The 18,399-nt window shown below is 66.0% G+C and carries 15 protein-coding genes; all 15 read right to left on the minus strand.

The features are described 5' to 3' along the window. Positions 1 to 23: 23 nt before the first annotated feature. Positions 24 to 680, minus strand: a complete 657-nt coding sequence (locus tag CTR55_RS21620) for a dual specificity protein phosphatase family protein (RefSeq protein ID WP_296289208.1) — start codon at positions 678 to 680, stop codon at positions 24 to 26. A gap of 83 nt (positions 681 to 763) precedes the next feature. Next, positions 764 to 1,150 carry a hypothetical protein gene (locus tag CTR55_RS21625; RefSeq protein WP_296289210.1) on the minus strand — a complete coding sequence of 129 codons (387 nt, stop codon included), beginning with the start codon at positions 1,148 to 1,150 and terminating at the stop codon, positions 764 to 766. After that, a complete protein-coding gene (locus CTR55_RS21630) occupies positions 1,150 to 1,503 on the minus strand; it encodes a hypothetical protein (RefSeq protein WP_296289211.1) in 354 nt (117 codons plus the stop codon). Before CTR55_RS21630 ends, CTR55_RS21625 begins: the two co-directional genes overlap by 1 nt. After that, positions 1,500 to 2,330: an SDR family oxidoreductase gene (locus CTR55_RS21635; RefSeq protein WP_296289213.1), complete on the minus strand. Its 831-nt coding sequence runs from the start codon at positions 2,328 to 2,330 to the stop codon at positions 1,500 to 1,502. Before CTR55_RS21635 ends, CTR55_RS21630 begins: the two co-directional genes overlap by 4 nt. Before the next feature lie 60 nt (positions 2,331 to 2,390). Beyond that, positions 2,391 to 2,855 (minus strand): multidrug transporter, encoded by a 465-nt coding sequence (locus tag CTR55_RS21640; RefSeq protein ID WP_296289215.1) that lies wholly within the window; start codon positions 2,853 to 2,855, stop codon positions 2,391 to 2,393. A 1,357-nt stretch (positions 2,856 to 4,212) separates the two neighbouring features. Beyond that, positions 4,213 to 5,655 (minus strand): mannose-1-phosphate guanylyltransferase/mannose-6-phosphate isomerase, encoded by a 1,443-nt coding sequence (locus tag CTR55_RS21645; protein ID WP_296289216.1) that lies wholly within the window; start codon positions 5,653 to 5,655, stop codon positions 4,213 to 4,215. 284 nt (positions 5,656 to 5,939) lie between these two features. Continuing rightward, the gene (algF, locus tag CTR55_RS21650) at positions 5,940 to 6,581 is read right to left on the minus strand and encodes an alginate O-acetyltransferase AlgF (protein ID WP_296289381.1); all 642 of its coding nucleotides are present in this window, start codon (positions 6,579 to 6,581) and stop codon (positions 5,940 to 5,942) included. 104 nt (positions 6,582 to 6,685) lie between these two features. Then, positions 6,686 to 7,870 carry an alginate O-acetyltransferase gene (locus CTR55_RS21655; RefSeq protein ID WP_296289217.1) on the minus strand — a complete coding sequence of 395 codons (1,185 nt, stop codon included), beginning with the start codon at positions 7,868 to 7,870 and terminating at the stop codon, positions 6,686 to 6,688. 11 nt (positions 7,871 to 7,881) lie between these two features. Continuing rightward, positions 7,882 to 9,444 (minus strand): MBOAT family protein, encoded by a 1,563-nt coding sequence (locus CTR55_RS21660; protein ID WP_296289219.1) that lies wholly within the window; start codon positions 9,442 to 9,444, stop codon positions 7,882 to 7,884. 469 nt (positions 9,445 to 9,913) lie between these two features. Beyond that, on the minus strand, positions 9,914 to 11,029 hold the full coding sequence (locus CTR55_RS21665) for a mannuronate-specific alginate lyase (protein ID WP_296289383.1): 1,116 nt from the start codon (positions 11,027 to 11,029) through the stop codon (positions 9,914 to 9,916). A gap of 35 nt (positions 11,030 to 11,064) precedes the next feature. Further along, positions 11,065 to 12,477, minus strand: a complete 1,413-nt coding sequence (locus tag CTR55_RS21670; RefSeq protein ID WP_296289220.1) for an alginate O-acetyltransferase — start codon at positions 12,475 to 12,477, stop codon at positions 11,065 to 11,067. Between the two features lie 13 nt (positions 12,478 to 12,490). Next, positions 12,491 to 14,155, minus strand: a complete 1,665-nt coding sequence (gene algG, locus CTR55_RS21675) for a mannuronan 5-epimerase AlgG (RefSeq protein WP_296289221.1) — start codon at positions 14,153 to 14,155, stop codon at positions 12,491 to 12,493. Between the two features lie 104 nt (positions 14,156 to 14,259). Further along, a complete protein-coding gene (locus CTR55_RS21680; protein WP_296289384.1) occupies positions 14,260 to 15,693 on the minus strand; it encodes an alginate export family protein in 1,434 nt (477 codons plus the stop codon). Between the two features lie 101 nt (positions 15,694 to 15,794). Then, positions 15,795 to 17,204, minus strand: coding sequence for an alginate biosynthesis TPR repeat lipoprotein AlgK (gene algK, locus CTR55_RS21685; RefSeq protein ID WP_296289223.1), 1,410 nt, complete (start codon positions 17,202 to 17,204; stop codon positions 15,795 to 15,797). A 13-nt stretch (positions 17,205 to 17,217) separates the two neighbouring features. Further along, positions 17,218 to 18,393: an HlyD family efflux transporter periplasmic adaptor subunit gene (locus CTR55_RS21690; RefSeq protein WP_296289224.1), complete on the minus strand. Its 1,176-nt coding sequence runs from the start codon at positions 18,391 to 18,393 to the stop codon at positions 17,218 to 17,220. Positions 18,394 to 18,399: the final 6 nt, after the last annotated feature.

Below are 18,399 nucleotides of genomic sequence, written 5' to 3' on the forward strand. Positions count from 1 at the left end.
GTTTGGGTGTGACAGCCCGCCGATCAGTGCGCCGGGTGCGGCGCGCGTTCTTCGCCGAAGGTAGCGGCCAGCCAACCCTTGAGCTGGCAGCCGGCGAAGGCTGAGGTGCTGCACTCGCCGCTGGCCAGGGCCACCTGCAACTTGCCGATGTCGGCCTTCTGCACGTAGGCGATGGCGTCGGTCATGTCGTCTTCGGTGCCGAAGCCGCCCTGGGTCATTTCCTTGAGCGCGTCGTCCTTGCTCCAGCCCTGGATCACCGTGCGGTACATCGCCGCGAACAGGCCGGTGCGGTCACGCCCATGCTTGCAGTGCATCAGTACCGGGCCGTTCTGCTCGGCGTCTTGCAGGAGGCGCAGGACCTTGAGCACATCGGCATCGTCGACACGGTCGGCATGGGTCGGGAAGCTGACGGCCTCGATGGGCTGCTGGCCGATCCAGGCGCGGTCGTCGTCCTTGATGAAGCTCACCACGGTCTTCACCTGCAGGCGCTGCAGCTCGGGCAGGTCGGCATTGCCGGGGAGGGCGCTGCGGTAGAGCGTCGGCGACATCTGGTAGAGGTTGAACGACTTGTCCACCGGCTTGGCCCAGTCGGCCGGGGTTTCGCCAGCGGCGAGGGCGAGCGGGCCGAAGGTCAGCAGGGTGGCGGCGATGGCGCCACGAAGGATGCGGGGCAGGGACATGGCGACTCCTCAAAGTACCGCGCCACGATAGGCGCGCAGGAGTCGAGGTCTGATGAAAAGCAGGTGAAGAAAACGTGAACCGCTCAGCGTTGCCCGCCAGGCAGGAAACGGGTTAGCACGCTGGGGCGGAAGAACCACCAGACGCACAGCGGATAGCACAGGTAGTTCAGTGCGTAGATCAGCAGGGCCGCCGGGCTCGGCGTGTTCTTCCACGCGGCCATGCCGACCAGGATGGCGTAAAGCACGGCCAGCCCACCGCCGTACAGTGCGGTCAGCCGCCAGCGCTCGCCGGTTTCCGCCAGGCGCTTGTGCCGGCGGGCGAACCAGAAGGCCATGGCGGCGGCGATCACGGCTGCCACCAGCAACGTTGCCGGCACACCGCCGACCCGCAACAACCCGCGCGCTACTACATTGAGGAAGAAGGCGGCGAGGATGCCGGCGAGGGCGAGGTAGCGGACTTGGTGCGTCATCAGAATCCCTTCAGTAGGTAGGCACCGGCGAACAGGAGTGCGCCGCTGGCCATAAGCGCGATGGCGAAGGCGCGGCCATCGGCGAGATCTGCCATCAGGCCATGCCAGAGTCGCTGCGAGGTCGCTGCTGCGTGCATCACTTCACGATTGCGGAGCAGTTCGCCGCTATCGTTGGCGCCCTTGAGCATCAGCGCTGCGATTGCACAACAGGCAAAGCCGACATAGATCGCGGTTTCGCACACGGTCGCTGCACTGAGCTCGCCCAGGTAAGCCGCGACCGCTACCGCTACAAACAGCTGCAGCAGCAGAAACGGCAGGAGTATACGGAAGACGCGAAAGAGGAAATGTTTCACAGCGAACCGTCGAGGCCGAAGCGTTTCTTCAGCACCTTGTCCAGCAAGCCGGTGGGCAACCAGCGCGAGAGCAGCGGCAGGGCGCGGCTACCGTTGCCGATGCGCACCAGGCGCGGGCGCGGGGACTTCTGCGCGGCGGCCAGCAGCTCGCGGGCGAAGTCGCTGGCCGGAGTGGGTTTGTCCTGGGAGGCAGCGGCGCGCGCCTGGATGAATTTGCGCAACGGCCACCAGGCGGAGTCCTCGCTGACCACCGCGGCCATTTCGCGGCTGGCGTTGGCGCCGAAGTTGGAGGCAATGGCGCCGGGCTGCACTTCCATGACCTCGATGCCGAAGGGAGCCAGCTCCAGACGCAGCGCGTCGTTCAGTGCGTGTACGGCAGCCTTGGACGCGCAGTAGGCGCCGGCGAAGGGCGTGACCAGCACGCCGGACACGCTGCCGATGTTCACCACCAGCCCGCGCCGCGCCCGCAGCGCCGGGAACAGCGCGCGGGTGACGCCGACCACGGCGAACACGTTGGTTTCGAACTGCTTGCGGATCGCCTGGCTGCCGCCGTCCAGCAGCGGACCCATGGCGCCGTAGCCGGCGTTGTTGATCAGCACGTCGAGGCCACCGGCTTCGTGTTGCAGCAGCTCGGCGAGGCGCTCGACGGCGGGCTCGTCGTTGACGTCCAGCAGCACGCCACGGAAACCCGCCTGGCCGAGGGCGGCGACGTCTTCATCGCGGCGGGCGGTGGCCCAGACCTGGTAGCCGGCGGCCTGGAAGGCGTCGGCGAGGGCGCGGCCGATGCCGCTGGAGCAACCGGTGATGAGGGCGACGGGTTGGGGCATGGTCTGGCGGTCCTTGTCTGTGGGCGGGACTACCGTACCGGATTGTGCGAGGCAGGTGAATCAGTTGCCGAAGCGGCCGCTCACCCGCTCGGCGCGGAATTCCAGGGTGCTGGCGCGGTAGCCGGGGCGCAGCGGTGGCAGCGGCAGGCAGTCGCTCCAGCTGTCACCGGCGAGCAACGCGCCTGGGCCACGGTAGCGCGGGGCTTCGTAGAGGTTTTCGGCAAGGTCGGTGGTGTCGCCGGGGCGGTAGGCGGCGACCTTCCAGCGCAGTTCCAGGAGGGGGCGGTTGGCGCCGTTCTTCAGGCTGACTGCCAGCGGGCGGCCGGGCGGGCATTGCTCGGGCTGATAGGCGATGCGCAGTTCCAGGTGCTGCAGTTGGCGGGATTCACTGTTGTCTTGCCAGATGGCGACGGTGATCACCGAGGCCAGCCCGACCAGGCCGGCGCCGGAAATCGGCAGGGCTCGGGAGGGGTAGCGGATCAGCAGGATGATCCAGGTGACGATCAGCAGGATGCCGTACAGCATGGAGCGCTCCGCGCAGGGTATCGAGCATTACCTTAGCAGGAGGTGAGGCGGGGAGGGTTGATGTGGCGCGGGGTTGGTTCCCTGTAGGAGCGAGCTTGCCCAGCCGTCGAGGTATCGGCGGATAACCCGTTCCGGGTTATCCGCCGTACGTATTGCGCCCCTGTAGGAGCGGGCCATGCCCGCGATCCGTCGGCAGGGCTGACGTCTATCTTCAGTTCATTGTTCGGGTTGTGCTGCCTTGCCTTGGGTGTTCCGGCGCCGCTTCGGTGTGCGCTCGTGCTTTGTGTTTCGCCCCCTCGGGCGAGTTACTTCTTTCAAACGCCAAAGAAGTAACCAAGAAGGCTTGCCCCGGACATCCGGTTTTTCGCTTAGGCGAAAAATACCCTCGTTGAAGTGAAGTTTCAGGGGCACGCGCTGACGGGCCATCCCTGGCCCGACAGCGCTCTCGCGACATCCATGTCGCTCAACCCCTGAAACTCCAATTCAACGAGGCCTCCTGAACGGGGCAGTCGGAGTGCGCGGACGTTTCTCTGGAAGTTCAAGGGGCGTAGGGCGGACAACGCGTTAGCGTTATCCGCCGTCATGGCATCGGCGGATAACCCGTTCCGGGTTATCCGCCCTACGTCCTGGAACGGATTGGGTGTTTGGCTTTTCGTAGGAGCGAGCTTGCTCGCGAACCGCCTGGCACGGGATTCCTCATAGGAGCGGACCTTGTCCGCGAATCCACACACTTGCACGGCGGCAACAGGAAAACCTCGCCGTAGGATGGCGTGGAGCGCAGCGATACCCATCGATTGCCGTGCGCGGGGCAGCATGGGTATCGCAAGCTCCACCCATCCTACGAAAGCCCTCAACGCCACAGCTCTGGCTTTGGCCCTTACAAGTCTTCCAGCGAAACATCCACGCGGGCCGAAGTGCCCCTTTCAGGAGGCCGACGGTGATCGGAGTTTCAGGGGCCGAGCGACATGGATGTCGCGAGAGCGTTGCCGGGCCAGGGATGGCCCGTCAACGCGGGCCCCTGGAACTCCGAGGAACCGAGGGTACTTTTCGCGAAGCGAAAAGCCGGATGGCAGGGGCGAGACCTTTGCCTCCTTTGGGGCACCGCCCGCACCGAAACCACGGCGGAGCACGAACGTAGGATGGCGTGGAGCGCAGCGATACCCATCGATTGCGGCGCGCCGACAGCGCGTAGGGCGCATAACGCCGCAGGCGTTATCCGCCAATTCGGCGGATAACCCGTTCCGGGTTATGCGCCCTACGCAGATACCTCGGCAAGCGCACATAAAAAAGCCCCCGCACCGGAAGGTGCGGGGGCATTGGCGCCGATGGGGGAAGCGCCAGGTCTTCGGGCGTGGACTCAGCGTGCGACGGCGCGCAGCTCCACGTTCTCGGTGGTGCGGCCGTAGACGTCCTCCAGACGCTCGATGTCGTCTTCGCCCAGGTAGCTGCCCGATTGCACTTCGATGATTTCCAGCGGGATCTTGCCTGGGTTGGCCAGGCGGTGGACCGAGGCGATCGGGATGTAGGTGGACTGGTTCTCGGTGAGCAGGAAGGTGTTGTCGTCACAGGTCACCTGGGCGGTGCCGGAGACGACGATCCAGTGCTCGGCACGGTGGTGGTGCATCTGCAGCGACAGGCGCGCGCCGGGTTTGACGGTGATGTGCTTGACCTGGAAGCGCCCGCCCATGTCCACCGAGTCGTAGGAGCCCCACGGGCGGTAGACCTGGCAGTGGTTCTGGGTTTCGCTGCGGCCGGCGGCGTCGAGCTGGTTGACCACCTTCTTGACGTCCTGCACGCGGTCCTTGTGGGCGATCATCATGGCGTCCTTGGTCTCGACCACCACGATGTCTTCCAGGCCGACCACGGAGACCAGCTTGCCGTTGCCGTGCACCAGGCAGTTATGGCTGTCGTGGACCACCACGTCGCCCATGGTGACGTTGCCGTTGGCGTCCTTGTCGTGGACTTCCCAGATCGACGACCAGCTGCCGACGTCGTTCCAGCCAGCGGCCAGTGGGACCACGCAGGCGCGGCGGGTCTTTTCCATCACGGCGTAGTCGATGGAGTTGTCCGGGCAGCACTCGAAGGTGGCGGCGTCGATGTTGATCAGGTCGCCGTCGTGCTGGCTGCGCTCCAGGGCCAATAGGCAGGTGTCGTAGATGTCGGCGTCGTGCTTCTTCAGTTCTTCGAGGAAGCGGCTGGCGCGGAACAGGAACATGCCGCTGTTCCAGAAGTAGCCGCCGTCTTCGACGAACTGCTGGGCGCGGGCTTCGTCGGGCTTCTCGATGAAGCGCTCGACGCGGATCACGCCGTCCGGCAGGCCGCGCTCATCGCCGGACTTGATGTAGCCGTAGCCGGTTTCCGGGCGGTCGGCAGGTACGCCGAAAAGCACCATCTCGCCTTTTTCGGCGGCGTTGGTGGCCAGTGCCAGGGCACGCTGGAAGGCGCGCTGGTCTTCGATGACGTGGTCAGCCGGGAGGATCAGCAGCAGTTCGTCACGGCCTTCGGCCATGAGCTTCATGGCGGCGATGGCGACCGCGGGCGCGGTGTTGCGGCCGAAGGGTTCGAGGAGGATCGACTGGGTTTTCAGGCTCAGCGCTTCGAGCTGCTCTTGAACGATGAAGCGGTGTTCCTGGTTGCTCACCACGACCGGCGGCTCCATGCCTTCGAACACCAGGCGCTCCAGGGTCTGCTGGAACAGGGTGTGGTCGCCGGTCAGGGCGAGGAATTGCTTGGGATACTGTTTGCGCGAAAGAGGCCAGAGTCGCGAGCCGCTACCACCGGAAAGGATTACTGGGATCATCGGGTTTCTCCTAAAGCGTTTGCGTTCTGTCTGCCGGACCACGTCATGCGGGCCGGCGTGCGGTTTGGGTGACCTCTCCTGTGCGGGCCGTCGTTGCGGCGCACGGGTTCTTCTGCCGGTGCTGGGCCGGTCTTGTTGTTCTGGGTGGAGCGGGGCGCGTCAGTTGCCGGTGCGCCCCAGGACCCTTCCCGAGGGAAGGGCAGGCAGTTCGTGCCGGCGGGAGGTGTGGCGCCTCGTCCGCACTCCGGATGGGAGTGGCAGTGCAGCATCCGCCGGCGCATGGATCAGTCCGCCTTCACCGGCCGCTTGACCCACACCGGGTTCAGCTTGCCGCTGTCGCCGGTGACATAGAGGCAGACCACTTCGCCGCGTTCGAGGGTGACGGGCTTGAGGTCGCTGACCTTCTTCGCGCCGTCGAACAGCGCCAGGTTCACTTTCACCGGGTTGATCTCGCGGTCGCCGTGGCTCTGCGGGGCGACGTTGGCGACGACGTCGGTCTTGCCGTCGGCGGTCTTCAGGGTGAGGGCCTTGCCGCTGAGGTTCTGTACGCGCACCAGGGCCTTCTGCTTGTTCTTGAACGGCGGCTCGGGCACCAGGCGCGGCTGGCCGCCGGGCTGGCTGACGAGGGTGTAGTAGGCGTCCGGGTCGAGTTTCACCGGCAGGCTCTGGGAGCCGACCTTGGCGGTGTAGTTGCCCGGCGGGAGGAACTTGAAGTCGCTGGAGCCCATCGGGGAAATGTCGTTCAGGGTGGCGTTGCCGACGCTGACGGACAGCTCGCCGCTGCCGGCGTTATAGGCCCGTACGAAGGTGGAGCCCTTGGGGGCCTGCGGGCCGTACAGCGCGCCTTCACCACCAGCGAAGGCGCCGAAGGATGCGGCGCCCAGGGCCAGTGCCAGGGCGGACGACTTCAGGGTGCGAATGCTCATTCGGTTAAAGGTCATGCGGTTCATGGGGTGTACCTCCGTCTTCTCTCTCTTGTGGGCACGTGTGGTGCCCCTTTCAGCGCTCGGTGCGCCGTGGGTTCGTTGGATCAGTGCGCTGCGGCCTGGTTGGAAGCCAGGCGCTCGTCGCGGCTGCCCGCGGCCCGCAATTGCGCCACCCAGTCCGGGTTGAACTGGCTCAGGTCGCTGTGCATCGGCAGGTAGCGTTCGGGGAATTCCCAGACCAGCAGTTGCGCGGGCTTCTGCTTGAAGCCTTCGTCCTGCAGGAGTTCGAGCATCGGTTCCAGGGGGCCCTTGCCCTCCTTGGCGTAGTTGATGACATCCGCCGAGAGCGCCTGCTTGAGGGCGCCGGCGAAGTTCCAGCGCGCGTTGGCGCTGTAGCTGGTGCCGACCAGGGCGACGCGGGGCTGGGCGCTGTCGCCGAACAGGTCGCCGCCGCCGTCGGGTGCGTCTGCGGCGTCCTCGGCCGGGTGGGTCTGGCGCTGTTGCAGCTGGTCTTCTTCGGGCAGCAGGTTGGTGAACAGCGGGTCCAGCGGCAGGAAGGTCAGCAGGTCGCCCTTGTGCGCGCCGCTCTTGCCGGGTTCGGTGACGAAGGCCTGGGTCGGCAGGTCGGCGCCTTGCCCGGCGCGGATGCTTTCGCCCAGGCGCTGTGCCACGGCTTCGGCGCCCAGCGGGGTCCAGTGGGTGTCGGTGCGCAGGAACACCTGGCCGTTGTCCTTGGCCTTTTCCATCGTCTCCAGCAGCTCGGGCGCGGCCATGCCGGCCTGGCGGGCGCGATGCAGGAAGTCGGCATACAGCGAGGCGTGCAGGGCGGCGGGTTGCTCCTTGCCGACGTACTCGGGGTAGAGGCGGGTCTTGGCCGGGATGATCGCCAGCACCAGCTTCACGCCGCGGCGCTCCAGCTCCTGCTGCACGCCGCGCACCAGCGCCCAGTTGTCATCCAGTTGCTGCTGGGTGGGGGCGGGCTTGAACTCTTCATCGGTGAACAGCCAGCCGTCCTTGCCGATCACCACGCCGGGGCGGCCTTCGTCGAAGACGGTGTAATCCAGCGCGGCCCAGAGGTTGGTGCCCAGGCGCTTGATGGGGAATTGCTCGTCGTAGTGGCCTTCGAAAGCGTGGGCCAGCTTGCCGTTGAGCACGGTGGTGCCTTCGGCGGCGGCGAAGCTGGGGAAGGCCTTCAGCGACCAGCCGGCAAGGCCCAGCAGTATTCCGCCGAAGGCCGCGATGTAGGCGTACTGGAGGGGTTTGGCGATGCTCTTGGTTTCTACTGACATGGTTGCCTCGCTCAGAACTGGAAGTAGAGGAACGGCGAGTAGCTCTGCGCCGAGAGCTTGAGCACCGAGGCGGCGAACAGCAGGAGCAGGGCGACGCGGGTGGCCAGGACCGGCAGCTGGGTCATCCAGTGCGGCTGGTAGACGGCGGCGCCGCTGGGCGAATAGGCGATGGCTGCCGGGTCCTGCTGGGCCATGGCCGGGGTGCGCGGTTGGGCGCTGGCCGGGCCGTCGGCGTCGACTTCTTCGGTCTTCGCGGCAGCCTTGGGCGCCTTGGCCTGGAGCGGCTGGTCACGGAACTGGCGGATGCCGAAGTAGGCGAGCACGAGGTAGGCGATGACCAGGGTGCCGACCTGCAGGCCGGTGAGGCTGGCGCGGTTGAGTTCGGAGAGGCTCCAGTCGCCGAAGCTGAACATGGCGGCATACATGCGCCAGGCCACATGCAGGTTTTCGGCGCGGAAGATCACCCAGCCGACGATCACCAGCAGGAAAGTGAACGCCCACTTCAGCGGATTGAGCGCGCGCGGCGCGGCGTTCACGCCCAGGGCGCGCTCGATGGCCAGCCACACGCCGTGCCAGGCGCCCCAGATGATGTAGGTGACATTGGCGCCGTGCCACAGGCCGCCCAGCAGCATGGTCAGGATCAGGTTGCGGTAGGTCTGGAAGGTGCTGCCGCGGTTACCGCCCAGGCTGATGTACAGGTAGTCGCGCAGCCAGGTGGACAGGCTGATGTGCCAGCGCCGCCAGAACTCGGTGATGGACTGGCTGATGTAGGGCTGGTTGAAGTTCTCCATGAAGCGGAAGCCCATCATCAGGCCCAGGCCGATGGCCATGTCGCTGTAGCCGGAGAAGTCGAAGTACAGCTGCGCGGTGTACGCCAGCGCACCGAGCCAGGCGTCGCCGGTGGTCGGGTCCTGCAGGGCGAAGCAGTGGTCGGCCACCGCCGCCAGGGTGTCGGCGATGAACACCTTCTTGACGAAGCCCTGCATGAAGCGGGTGCAGCCTTCGGCGAACTTGTCGACGGTGTGGGTGCGGTGGTTGAACTGGTCGACCAGGTCCTTGAAGCGCAGCACGGGGCCGGCGATCAGGTGCGGGAAGATCGCCACGAACGCCGCGAAGTCGATCAGGTTGTGCGTGGCCGGCGTGTCGCCGCGGTACACGTCGATGATGTAGCTGATCGATTCGAAGGTGTAGAAGCTGATGCCGATCGGCAGCAGGATGTGGGTCAGCACGAAGGGCTGCAGGCCCATCGAGGTGATGATCTCGTTGAGGCTGTCGACGCCGAAGTTGGCGTACTTGAAGTAGCCCAGCACGCAGAGGTCGATCACCACGCCGAGGATCAGCCAGCGCTGTGCGGCCTTGGTGCGCACGCCGGCAGCGCCGATGCGCAGGCCTATCCAGTAGTTGAACAGGGTGACGCCGGCGAACAGCAGGAGGAAGTCCACCCGCCACCAGGCGTAGAAGATGTAGCTGGCCACCAGCAGCAGAAGATTTCGGTAGCGGTTCCCGCTCAGGTAGTACAGGCCGAGGAAGATCGGCAAAAACAGGAACAGGAACACGTTGGACGAAAAGACCATTGTCCGTCTCTCTCTGGAGCTTCAAACCGTAGGTCGCTCCAGCCCTTCCGGCGTCTTCTCGACGCCCTGAGGAAAGGCCGGGGCAACCCGCCAATTCCTCCCCTGGTGTTGCTTAATTCGTTGCGCCCGCCCGCGTCTATTTTGCGTGGGTCGGGTGGTGTTGCCGTTGCTTCGGCGCGAGGGCTTTCCCTCACCCCAGCCCTCTCCCAAAGGGAGAGGGGGTATCCGTGCTGGCTGCTGTTTTCGTGCTAGCCGGCTGACGCTGTAGTGCCCAAGTGCTCGGACGGTCCCCTCTCCCTCTGGGAGAGGGTTAGGGTGAGGGGCTTCGTGGCCCACTGCGAACTCCCTGCTCGGGTAGGGCGAATAACGCGAAGCGTTATCCGCCGTGGTTTCGTGCCAGACCTTCCGGCGGATAACCCGTTCCGGGTTATGCGCCCTACGGCAGTTCGCTACGGAGACGGGCGCTGCTTCAGCTCCCCGCCCCCTGACGGTTGAAAACCTTGGTCACTTCACCCCCCAGGCGGAAGCTGTTGAACGGCTCCATCTTCTTCTTCCAGTCCTGGGTTTTCGGTGCGCAGCTGTAGAGCGCGCAGTAGGGTTCCAGCCAGGCGAACTTGCTGTCCTCCTTCAGGTCGGTCATGTCCTGGTCGTTGCCGGTTTTCTCGTCGAAGGCGTCCTGGTCGTCCACGCCTTGCATCACGCGGTTGGCCAGGCGTTGCAGGGCACCGTTGTTTTCCTGGCGCAGGTCGACGCCGTTCACCTGGGCGAAGGCGGCGATCATGGCCAGTGGCGGCAGCGAGTAGTTGTGGTACGACAGCGCGCGCTGGCGGCGCTTGAGTTCGTTGGGCAGGTAGCCGTCGTTGTCCACCTGGTTGGCGGCGACCTTGAATTCCTGCACCGACCAGTCGAACAGGTCGCGGCGGTTGGTCACCACGGCGGTGGACATCACCGACCAGGCGGCCCAGTAGGAGTGGTTGTTGATCTTCTTCAGCGGCAGGTCGCTCCAGTCACGCACCACCTGGCTGCCCAGGGTGCTGAACCAGTTCTCGATCTCCTTCGACTGCTCGCCGTAGGCCGCCAGCGGGCGGCTGCTGGAGAACTTCAGGCGCATGTAGGAGGACGACAGGCTGCCCAGCGCCCATTTGCGCATGGACTTGCCGGTGTGGTTGTAGTCGCTGCTCTCCAGTGCGCCGGCTTTGGCCCACGAATCCAACCAGCTCATCGCGCAGTCCAGGTCGCCCTTGTTGCCGCTGCGCATGTACTGGGTGATGAGCTTGCTGGCGCCGCGCTCCATGTCGGTGATGTCCTTGATCTGGCTGCGGAACCGCTTTTCGGCGTCGGTATTGAGCGTCGAGCGTGCCGAATCCGAGCCTTCGTACTTGCTGGTGAACTGCAGGCTGCCGGTGTACGGCGTCGGCGGGGTAGGGCAGCGGTCCGCATCCTTCTTGCTGCCCTTGTCGCCGACGGCGGAGAAGTAGCCCGGTGGCGGCATCAGGTCGGCGGCGTAGGTAGTGCTCTCGCCACCGAACAGAGCGCCGAGCACGGCGATGGTCAGGCCGATGCGGGCGACCACGGGGGTCTTGATCTTGCGTAGGCTGGGCATGGTGTTCATCCCTCGCTTCAGTTGGCGGCCACATCGGCCGACTTGGCTTTGGGCGTCTGACAGAGCTTGGCCTCGACTTCCAGGCCCGCCGGCATGTCGTCCGGCGCCTCGATCTCCAGGGAGAGGAACTGCTGGTTCGACCAGTCTTCGTCGTTGCGCAGTTCGAAGACGTAGCGTCCGCCGGTATCCACGGCCTTGGACTGCTCGATCTTCAACTGCTCGCGACGACCGTTCATGTACCAGATGGTGTTCTTGAGCTCGTGCACGCCGGGGTCGGAGTAGGTGACGTCGGCGGTGTAGCTGCCCGAGCGGATCGGCAGGGCGCCGCTGTTGAGCAACACCTCGTTGCTGCCCGCGTGCAGCTTGACCTTGCGGCTGATGGCCGGCTTGCCGTCGGCGCAGCCGTTGTCCACCAGCGGCATGGCCTGGCGGTAGAAACTCTTCTGCGCCATGTCGTAGTGGGTGGCGAATTCCCAGATGAGGATCTTCGGCGGCTTGTCGTGGAATTCCTTGCTGGTCATGTAGGCCAGCAGGGAGCTGTCGAAGCCGCCGCCGGACACCGCGTTGTTGAGCACATCGACCTTGCCGAATTCTTCGAGGAAGCCAGCGAAGTTGTAGGCCGGGCCGCTGTTGGAAGTGCCCACCAGCGCGACCTGGGCGTCGCCGCCTTCACCGAACAGGTCGCCGCCGCCCGAATCGCCCACCGGCTCGGTCTCGAAGCGGTCGACGTACTGCGGCGCGTAGCTGCTGCCGCACAGTTGCGCGGCGGCCTTGTGGAAGGTGCCCAGCTTGGACAGCAGGCCCACACGCTTGCTCTCGAATTCCTTCTTGGGAATGTCGTTGTAGGCGGGGATTTCCTTCAGCGTCTGCGCCACGATCTTCGCGCTGCGCATGGCGCCGTACGGCGTCCAGTGGTGGTCGCCCTTGAAGTAGTAGGGGTGCTCGTCCTTCTCGTCGAACAGCGGCGAGAAGTCCGGGGTGTAGATGCCGGCCTTGCGGAACTGGGCGATGGCGGCCTGGTAGTTCTGCTTGGCCAGCTCGTAGTTGAAGCTGGCCTTCTCCTGCGGGTTGAGCTTTTCGCGGTTCACCAGGCCACGGGTGGGCTGGTAGACCACGACCAGGTCGATGCCCTTGCGCTTGAGTTCATCGCGCAGTTGCTTGAGCTCGCGCCAGCCTTCGGCGCTGGTACCGAAGTCGGTGCGCAGGTCGTAGGTGGTGCGGAACAGCCAGTCGCCCTGGGCCGGCACCAGATGGGTGAAGAAGCCCAGGTACTTGGTGTTGTACGCCGCCTCGTTGGCGGCGGTGGGGCACAGCCCGGCGGCCGGCTGCGCGGAATAGCTCGGCGCGTCGGCGGCGCTGGCCTGGTGGGCGAGCAGCAGGGCGGCGGTGAGGCCCGACAGGCGCAGTAGGTTGATGGTCAGGTTCTTCATGATTGTCGGGTCCTCAGTTTTGCAGTTCGGCCTGGCTTTCGACGGGGTCGATCAGCACCGCGCGTTGCTGGCGTACCAGCAGGTCCAGGATCTGGTCCTGCTTCTCGCCGAGCACGCCGTTGAAGGAGATGCCGGAGGATTTGGTCGGGCCGAGCATGGCCACCTTGTAGAGCTCCAGCGACAGCGGCGAATCCACAGACAGCGGGCCTGAGCCGTTGCCGGCCAGCTTGCCGCCGACCACGATCAGCGAAACCTTGGTGTCGAAGGGGTCGAGGTCGATGTTGCGGTCGGTGTCGGAGAGGTCCTTGATGTGGCCGTACACGCCCATCAGCTGGTTGCCGGCCGCGAGGTTCTCGTAGAGGCGGATGTTCACGCTGTTGCGGATGCGGATGCCGTGGCGCCGGTTGGCCAGCACCTGGTTGCCGTAGAGGAGGTTGTCGCCCGACTCGTAGAGCGTGATGCCGTCGGAGTGGTTGCGGTACACCTCGTTGTAGGCCACCAGGTTGCGCTCGGAATTACGGTCGAGGACGATCCCGGAGAGGTGGTTGTCGTAGGTCTTGTTGTTGAAGACCCAACTGTCGTTGACCTCGCGGGAGACGATGATGCCGTGCTTCTTCTTCGTCCCGTGGACGGTGTTCTCGGCGATGATCAGGCGGTGCGAGCGGTCATGCGGGTCGATGCCGTAGACGATGTTGTTCTTGTAGGTGTTGCCGCGCACCACCAGGTCGTCGGCCTCGTAGCAGTAGAAGCCGTACCAGGCGTCCTCGAAGGTCGAGCCGATCACCCAGCCTTTGGGGCGCGGGCGCTTCATGGTCTTGTCCATGCCCGGGCTGTACTGCGAGATGGAGATGCCGTAGGCCTTGGAGGCGTTGTAGCCGAAGCTGGTGAAGTGGCTGTTCACCAGGTACGCCTCGGCGCCGCCCCAGGAGATCAGGAAGGGGCGGAATTCGTTGGGGGTCTTGTACCAGGCCGGTTCTTTCTTCGCTTCGTTCCAGGCGGTGACCTTGGTGTCACGCACGAACAGCTTGCCGTCGTTGACCAGGAACGAACCACGGTCCTGGGACAGGCGCAGTTCCTTGACCTTGCCGTCGATCTCCAGGGTTGCGCCCTGGCTGACGACGATGGGCAGGCGGGCAATGAACACGCCCGGCTCGACCTGCTCCAGCGCGGTCTTGGGCAGCTTGCCGGCCAGCTCCGCGAGGTTGACGTAGCCACCGTCGATGAAGATCGCCTGGGGCATCTGGCGCTGGCGCTTCACCCACTCGGCGAGACGGTTCTTGCCGCCGGTGAATTCCTTCAGCGGCTGCTGCTGGACCATGCGCTGGACCTGCGCCTTGCCGCGCTTGTTGCGCTCGATCTTCTTCTCCACCGCCTCGGCGGTGTAGCCGGAGAGGTCGGGCAGCTTGGGCGGCTCCAGGTGCAACGGCTCGCTGGGAGCGGCGGTCACGGTGTAGTTGCCGGACTCCTTCAGCGTCTGGGTATGGCCCGGCTCGTTGCCCGGTTGTTCTGCCGGGGCCTTTTCGCCCTCGGCGGTCTTGCCGTCGGCCTTCTTCGCATGGGCGCTGCTGGCTTCGGCCTTGGCCGCGGGCTGCGCCGCCCAGGCCGGTGCGCTGGCGCTGAGCAGGCCGCCGAGCAGCAGGGCGGTCAGCGGCAGGGCGTGTATCGGGTGGCGGTTCATGGCCGTGTCTCCTTGCGCGCGGGCCCCCACCGGATACCCGGCCACGCAGCGAGTGCGGCGTGCGGCGAGCTTGGGAATCGGGTGGAGGGTCATCGCTACAGTCCTCAGAAGTGCCAGATCACATCGACGAAGGCGTGGTGCATGGTCGAGTCGACGTGGCTGCCGTAGGCGTCGCCGGGCTTGAACACGCCGCCGCGGAAGCGGATCAGCGCCGACGGCTCGTCGATCGCCTGGCTCATGGAGGCCGGCAGCAGGCCCTGCTTGAAGTACTTGGTGACGACCAGGTCGACTTCCTGGCCGACGTCCTTGGAGTCGTTGACCATCGGTGCGCTGATGCCGCTGTTGCCGATGTCCGCGTCACCGTCCACGCGGCGGAACTTGTTGTAGATGACGCTGGCGTCGTAGTCGTCGCGTAGCTGCCAGGAGCCGAACAGGGTGGCGGCTTCAAGGTTCGATAGTTCGCCGCGGAACGCTTCGCCGAAGCGGTGTGCGCGGGCACGGGTGCCGGTGAAGTTGGAGCGGTTGCTCTCCAGGCCCGTCTGTTCGAACTGGTCTTCGCCGTTCTTGCCGCCACCGCTGCCTCGGGCGTAGGCGCCGCCGACGCGCCATTGCTCGTCGATGTTCCAGCGCAGGCCCAGGTCGGCGCCGTAGGCATCCACGTCGCCACTCTGCTTGCCGGTAGCGACGCGCTCGCCGTCCACCGGGACTGTGGTCAGGCCGTCGCGGTTGCCGGTCAGCCAGGTGGCGCTGGCCCAGTAGTTGATGGGCATTTGCGAGCGCCAGTTGTAGCCGTCGCCGTTGGCCTCGATGCCGACCCAGGTGAGGTCGCCGGTGGAACGCTTGTCCAGCGAGTCGACGGTGTCGCCCGGGTCCGGCAGGCTGCCGCTGTCGTCGGAGTGGTGCAGGCGCAGACCCACCCAGTGCTGGGGCATCCACTGCGTGGAGATATCGCCGAAGACGTGGGTGCGGTCCTTGTCGTCCGGTGCCAGGTCGGTGATGTCGGTGCGGTAGTCGGAGAAGCGCTGTGCGGCGCCGACGTGGGCACGCAGGAGGGTGGTGTCGAAGGTCCAGTTCAGGGCTTCGATGTTGGTGTCCTGCCACATGCCGCTGTCTTCGCGCAGACGCTGGCGACCGAAGCGCAGGTGCTCGCCGGGGTACTGGGTGAGGCCGGCGTAGTCCACCCAGAACTCGCGCAGGGCGAGGTAGGCATCGTCGGGTTCGCGCTTGTTGTCGCTGCGGCCGCTGCTGGTGTTGTTGACGTCGTCGTTCTGCAGGGTGTCGGTCTGGATGGTGTCAGTGGCGGCGACCGCCTGGCCCATCACATACGCGCTCCAGTCGCCCCACTGGCCGAAGGCCCAGGGACGAACGTCGAGGCCGATACCGTTGAGGTCGCCGCCGTGGGCGGTGCCCAGGTCGCGGTCATCTTCGGATTCGGCGGTCACCTTGATGTCGAGGCCGAAATTCTTCGGCGGCTCTTCCGCCGCGTGGGCGAGGCTGCCGAACAGGGTGCCGGCGAGGCTCAGGCCGGCACCGAACATGATGGGGAACAGACGGGCGCGGCGGACAGCGGTAGCCAGGGCGCGCGGCTGAACTCCATCGACGAGAGCAAACAGCGGGGTGGTCATCGAGTCGGTGCGCTTCATAGGTTTTCTTGTTCCTGGTTGTTCTGCAGAAGGCTGACGGTGGCTTGCCAGTTGGCGCCCCGAGCCTGTTCTTCGCGCTTGAGCAGTTGCTGGGCCGCACTGCGGTCGGCCGGCTGGATCTGCGGTTCGAGCTGCGCCATCAGGTCGCTGGCGGTGGGCACCTGCTGGCGCTGGGCGAGCTGGCCGAAGACGTAGGCGTTGACCAGGTTCGGGCGCACGCCACGGCCTTGCGAATAGAGTTGGGCGAGGGCCATGTCGGCGCTGGCCTGCCCTGCGCGCGCGGCGATCAGCAGGTGGTCGACCGCCTTCTGCGGGTAGACCTGGCCGAGGAAGCCACGGCGATAGATCTGGCCCAGGTAGTAGTGCGCCTGGGGCTCGGTGGCGGCGGCCTTGAGCAGGTGCTGCTCGGCTTTCTGTGGCTCCTGCGGGGCCCACTTGCCGTCGTAGTAGAGGCGCCCGAGCAGCAGCTCGGCGCGCGGCTGGGCGGCGTCCTGGGCCTTTTTCAGGTACTCCAGCATCTGGTCGAGGTCGCCCAGGTCGGGGTTGTCGTACTGCAGCTTGGCCAGGCTGACCCAGGCGGCCGGGTAGGTCGGTGCGATCTCGTTGAGCAGTGCCTGCGCGGCCTGCGGGTCGGCGGTGCCGATGTTCGGGTCGGCCAGTACGCCGGCTACCGATTCGACGCGCTCGGACGGCACGCGGCCGGCCTTCCAGCCTGCCTTGAGCGCTTCGATGTGGGCCTTCTGCTTATCCGCGTTGCCCTGCTTCTGGTACACGGTGGCCAGTTCCATCCAGCACACGTCCATGCGGTTCAGCCAGCGCTGGCAGACCTGCTCGACTTCGCCCAGGTGCTGGTCGTAGGTGCCCTGGGTGCGGTACAGGATGATCTGCGCCAGGTCCGCCTGCGGCAGGCCCTGGGCGCGCCACTGGTCGATGCGCTGCTGCGGGTTCACGTTCGGCCAGGCCTGCGGGTATTGCAGGTAGAGGACGATCAGCGGCACCAGCGCGCTGTCCTCGCCTTCGTTGAAGGCGCGGCTCAGCAGTTGCTCGGCTTCGCGGTGCTCGGCGTCGGTGCCGCCGGGCTTGGCCGCCAGCCATTTGCCCAGGCGGGCACGGGCACGCGGGGAGCTCTCGGCCGCTTCGCGGTAGAGCTTCTCGGCGCGGGCCTGTTCGGCGGGGTCGCCGGTGGCGGTCTGCATGTCCGCCAGTCCGACCTGTGCGTCGGCATAACCCATGGTGGCCAGGGCCTGGAAGTTGGCCTGGGCGGTGGCGATATCGCCGCGCTCCAGGGCTTCCTGGGCCAGACGCTGGTCGGGCAGGCCGGCGCAGCCGGCGGCTGCGGCGATGGCCAGTGCCAATCCAAGGTGTCGGACCAGGTGTGGGGCAAGTCCAGGGACAGGTCGATTCATGCGGGCAGTCCTCTTAGCGGGCGGTGGCCAGGGCCATTGCCTTGTTCAGCAGGGTGCGGCCCGGCAGGCCGCCGATGCTGACTTCAGTCGGGCGGCCAGCCAGCTGGCTGTCGAGCGGCTGGTCGGGGGTGATCTGCACACGGATTTCCGAGGACAGGTCACCGTCCACCGGCGCGGTGCGCAGGATGCGGCCGCCGCGTACTTCGCTGTCGCCGGCGACCTGGAAGTTCACGTGGGTGCCGGGGGAAAGCTCGGCGGCGTTGCGGTAGGGGAAGCGCGCTTCGACGGTGGCGGTGCTGTCACGCGGGGTCAGGGTGAAGATCACGTCGCCCTTGTTGGCGAACTGGCCGTTGGCGACGCGCTGCTCGACCACGCGGCAGTCGCACGGGCTGGTCAGGGTGCCCTTCATCTGGTGGCCGAAGAGCTTCTCGATGTTGCTCGGGTTGAGCTGCTCTTCGGTCAGGTTGCCCTTGAGCAGGTCCAGCAGGTTGGCGGAGAAGGAGGCGATCGGCGCACCCTTGGCGACTTCGGCGCCGGGCTCCACCAGGCTTTCCACGGTGCCTTCGCGGGGCATGGTGATCTGCTGGTTGGCCACGCTGACCACGCCCGAGTCGGCATGGGTGACGAAGTACAGGTTGTAGATCTGGTTGAGGATCACCGCGAAGGCGCCGACGCCGACCACGAAGATCGCGGTGCTCACGGTGACCGCGCGGAAGCGCCCGAAGAAGCCCATGCCGCCGGAGCCTGCGCCGTGCTTGCGGGCCTTGGTGAAGTTCTCGCGTTGCAGGGTGTTGAGCATGTCGCCGACGCTGACCACTTCACCGGCCAGGTAGGAGGTGATCAGGTAGCGCAGGGCGGCGATCTCGCGCGGCTTCAGGTGCTGGAACTCGCAGCCGACGCGGGCGCTATCACGGTCGTACGAGCGCACCTGGAATTCCACTTCCAGGGAGAAGCTGATGCTGTCGATCTGGAACAACAGCTTGCCCTTGTGCAGATCGCCGACCTGCACCGGGGTGCTGTTGCTGGGCGTGGTGAAGGCGAAGCCACCGGCGGACAGGTCCAGCAGACGGGCGTCGACGCCCTCGCGGTGCGATCCGATATAGCGGATGCGGGCGGGCAGCTTGACCCGTGCGTGCTGGCGCTGGGCTTCGGATTCATGCACGACATTGACGTTGACGGCGGTATTCATGAGGTC

This window comes from Pseudomonas sp. (assembly GCF_002796985.1).
Lineage (GTDB): Bacteria > Pseudomonadota > Gammaproteobacteria > Pseudomonadales > Pseudomonadaceae > Pseudomonas.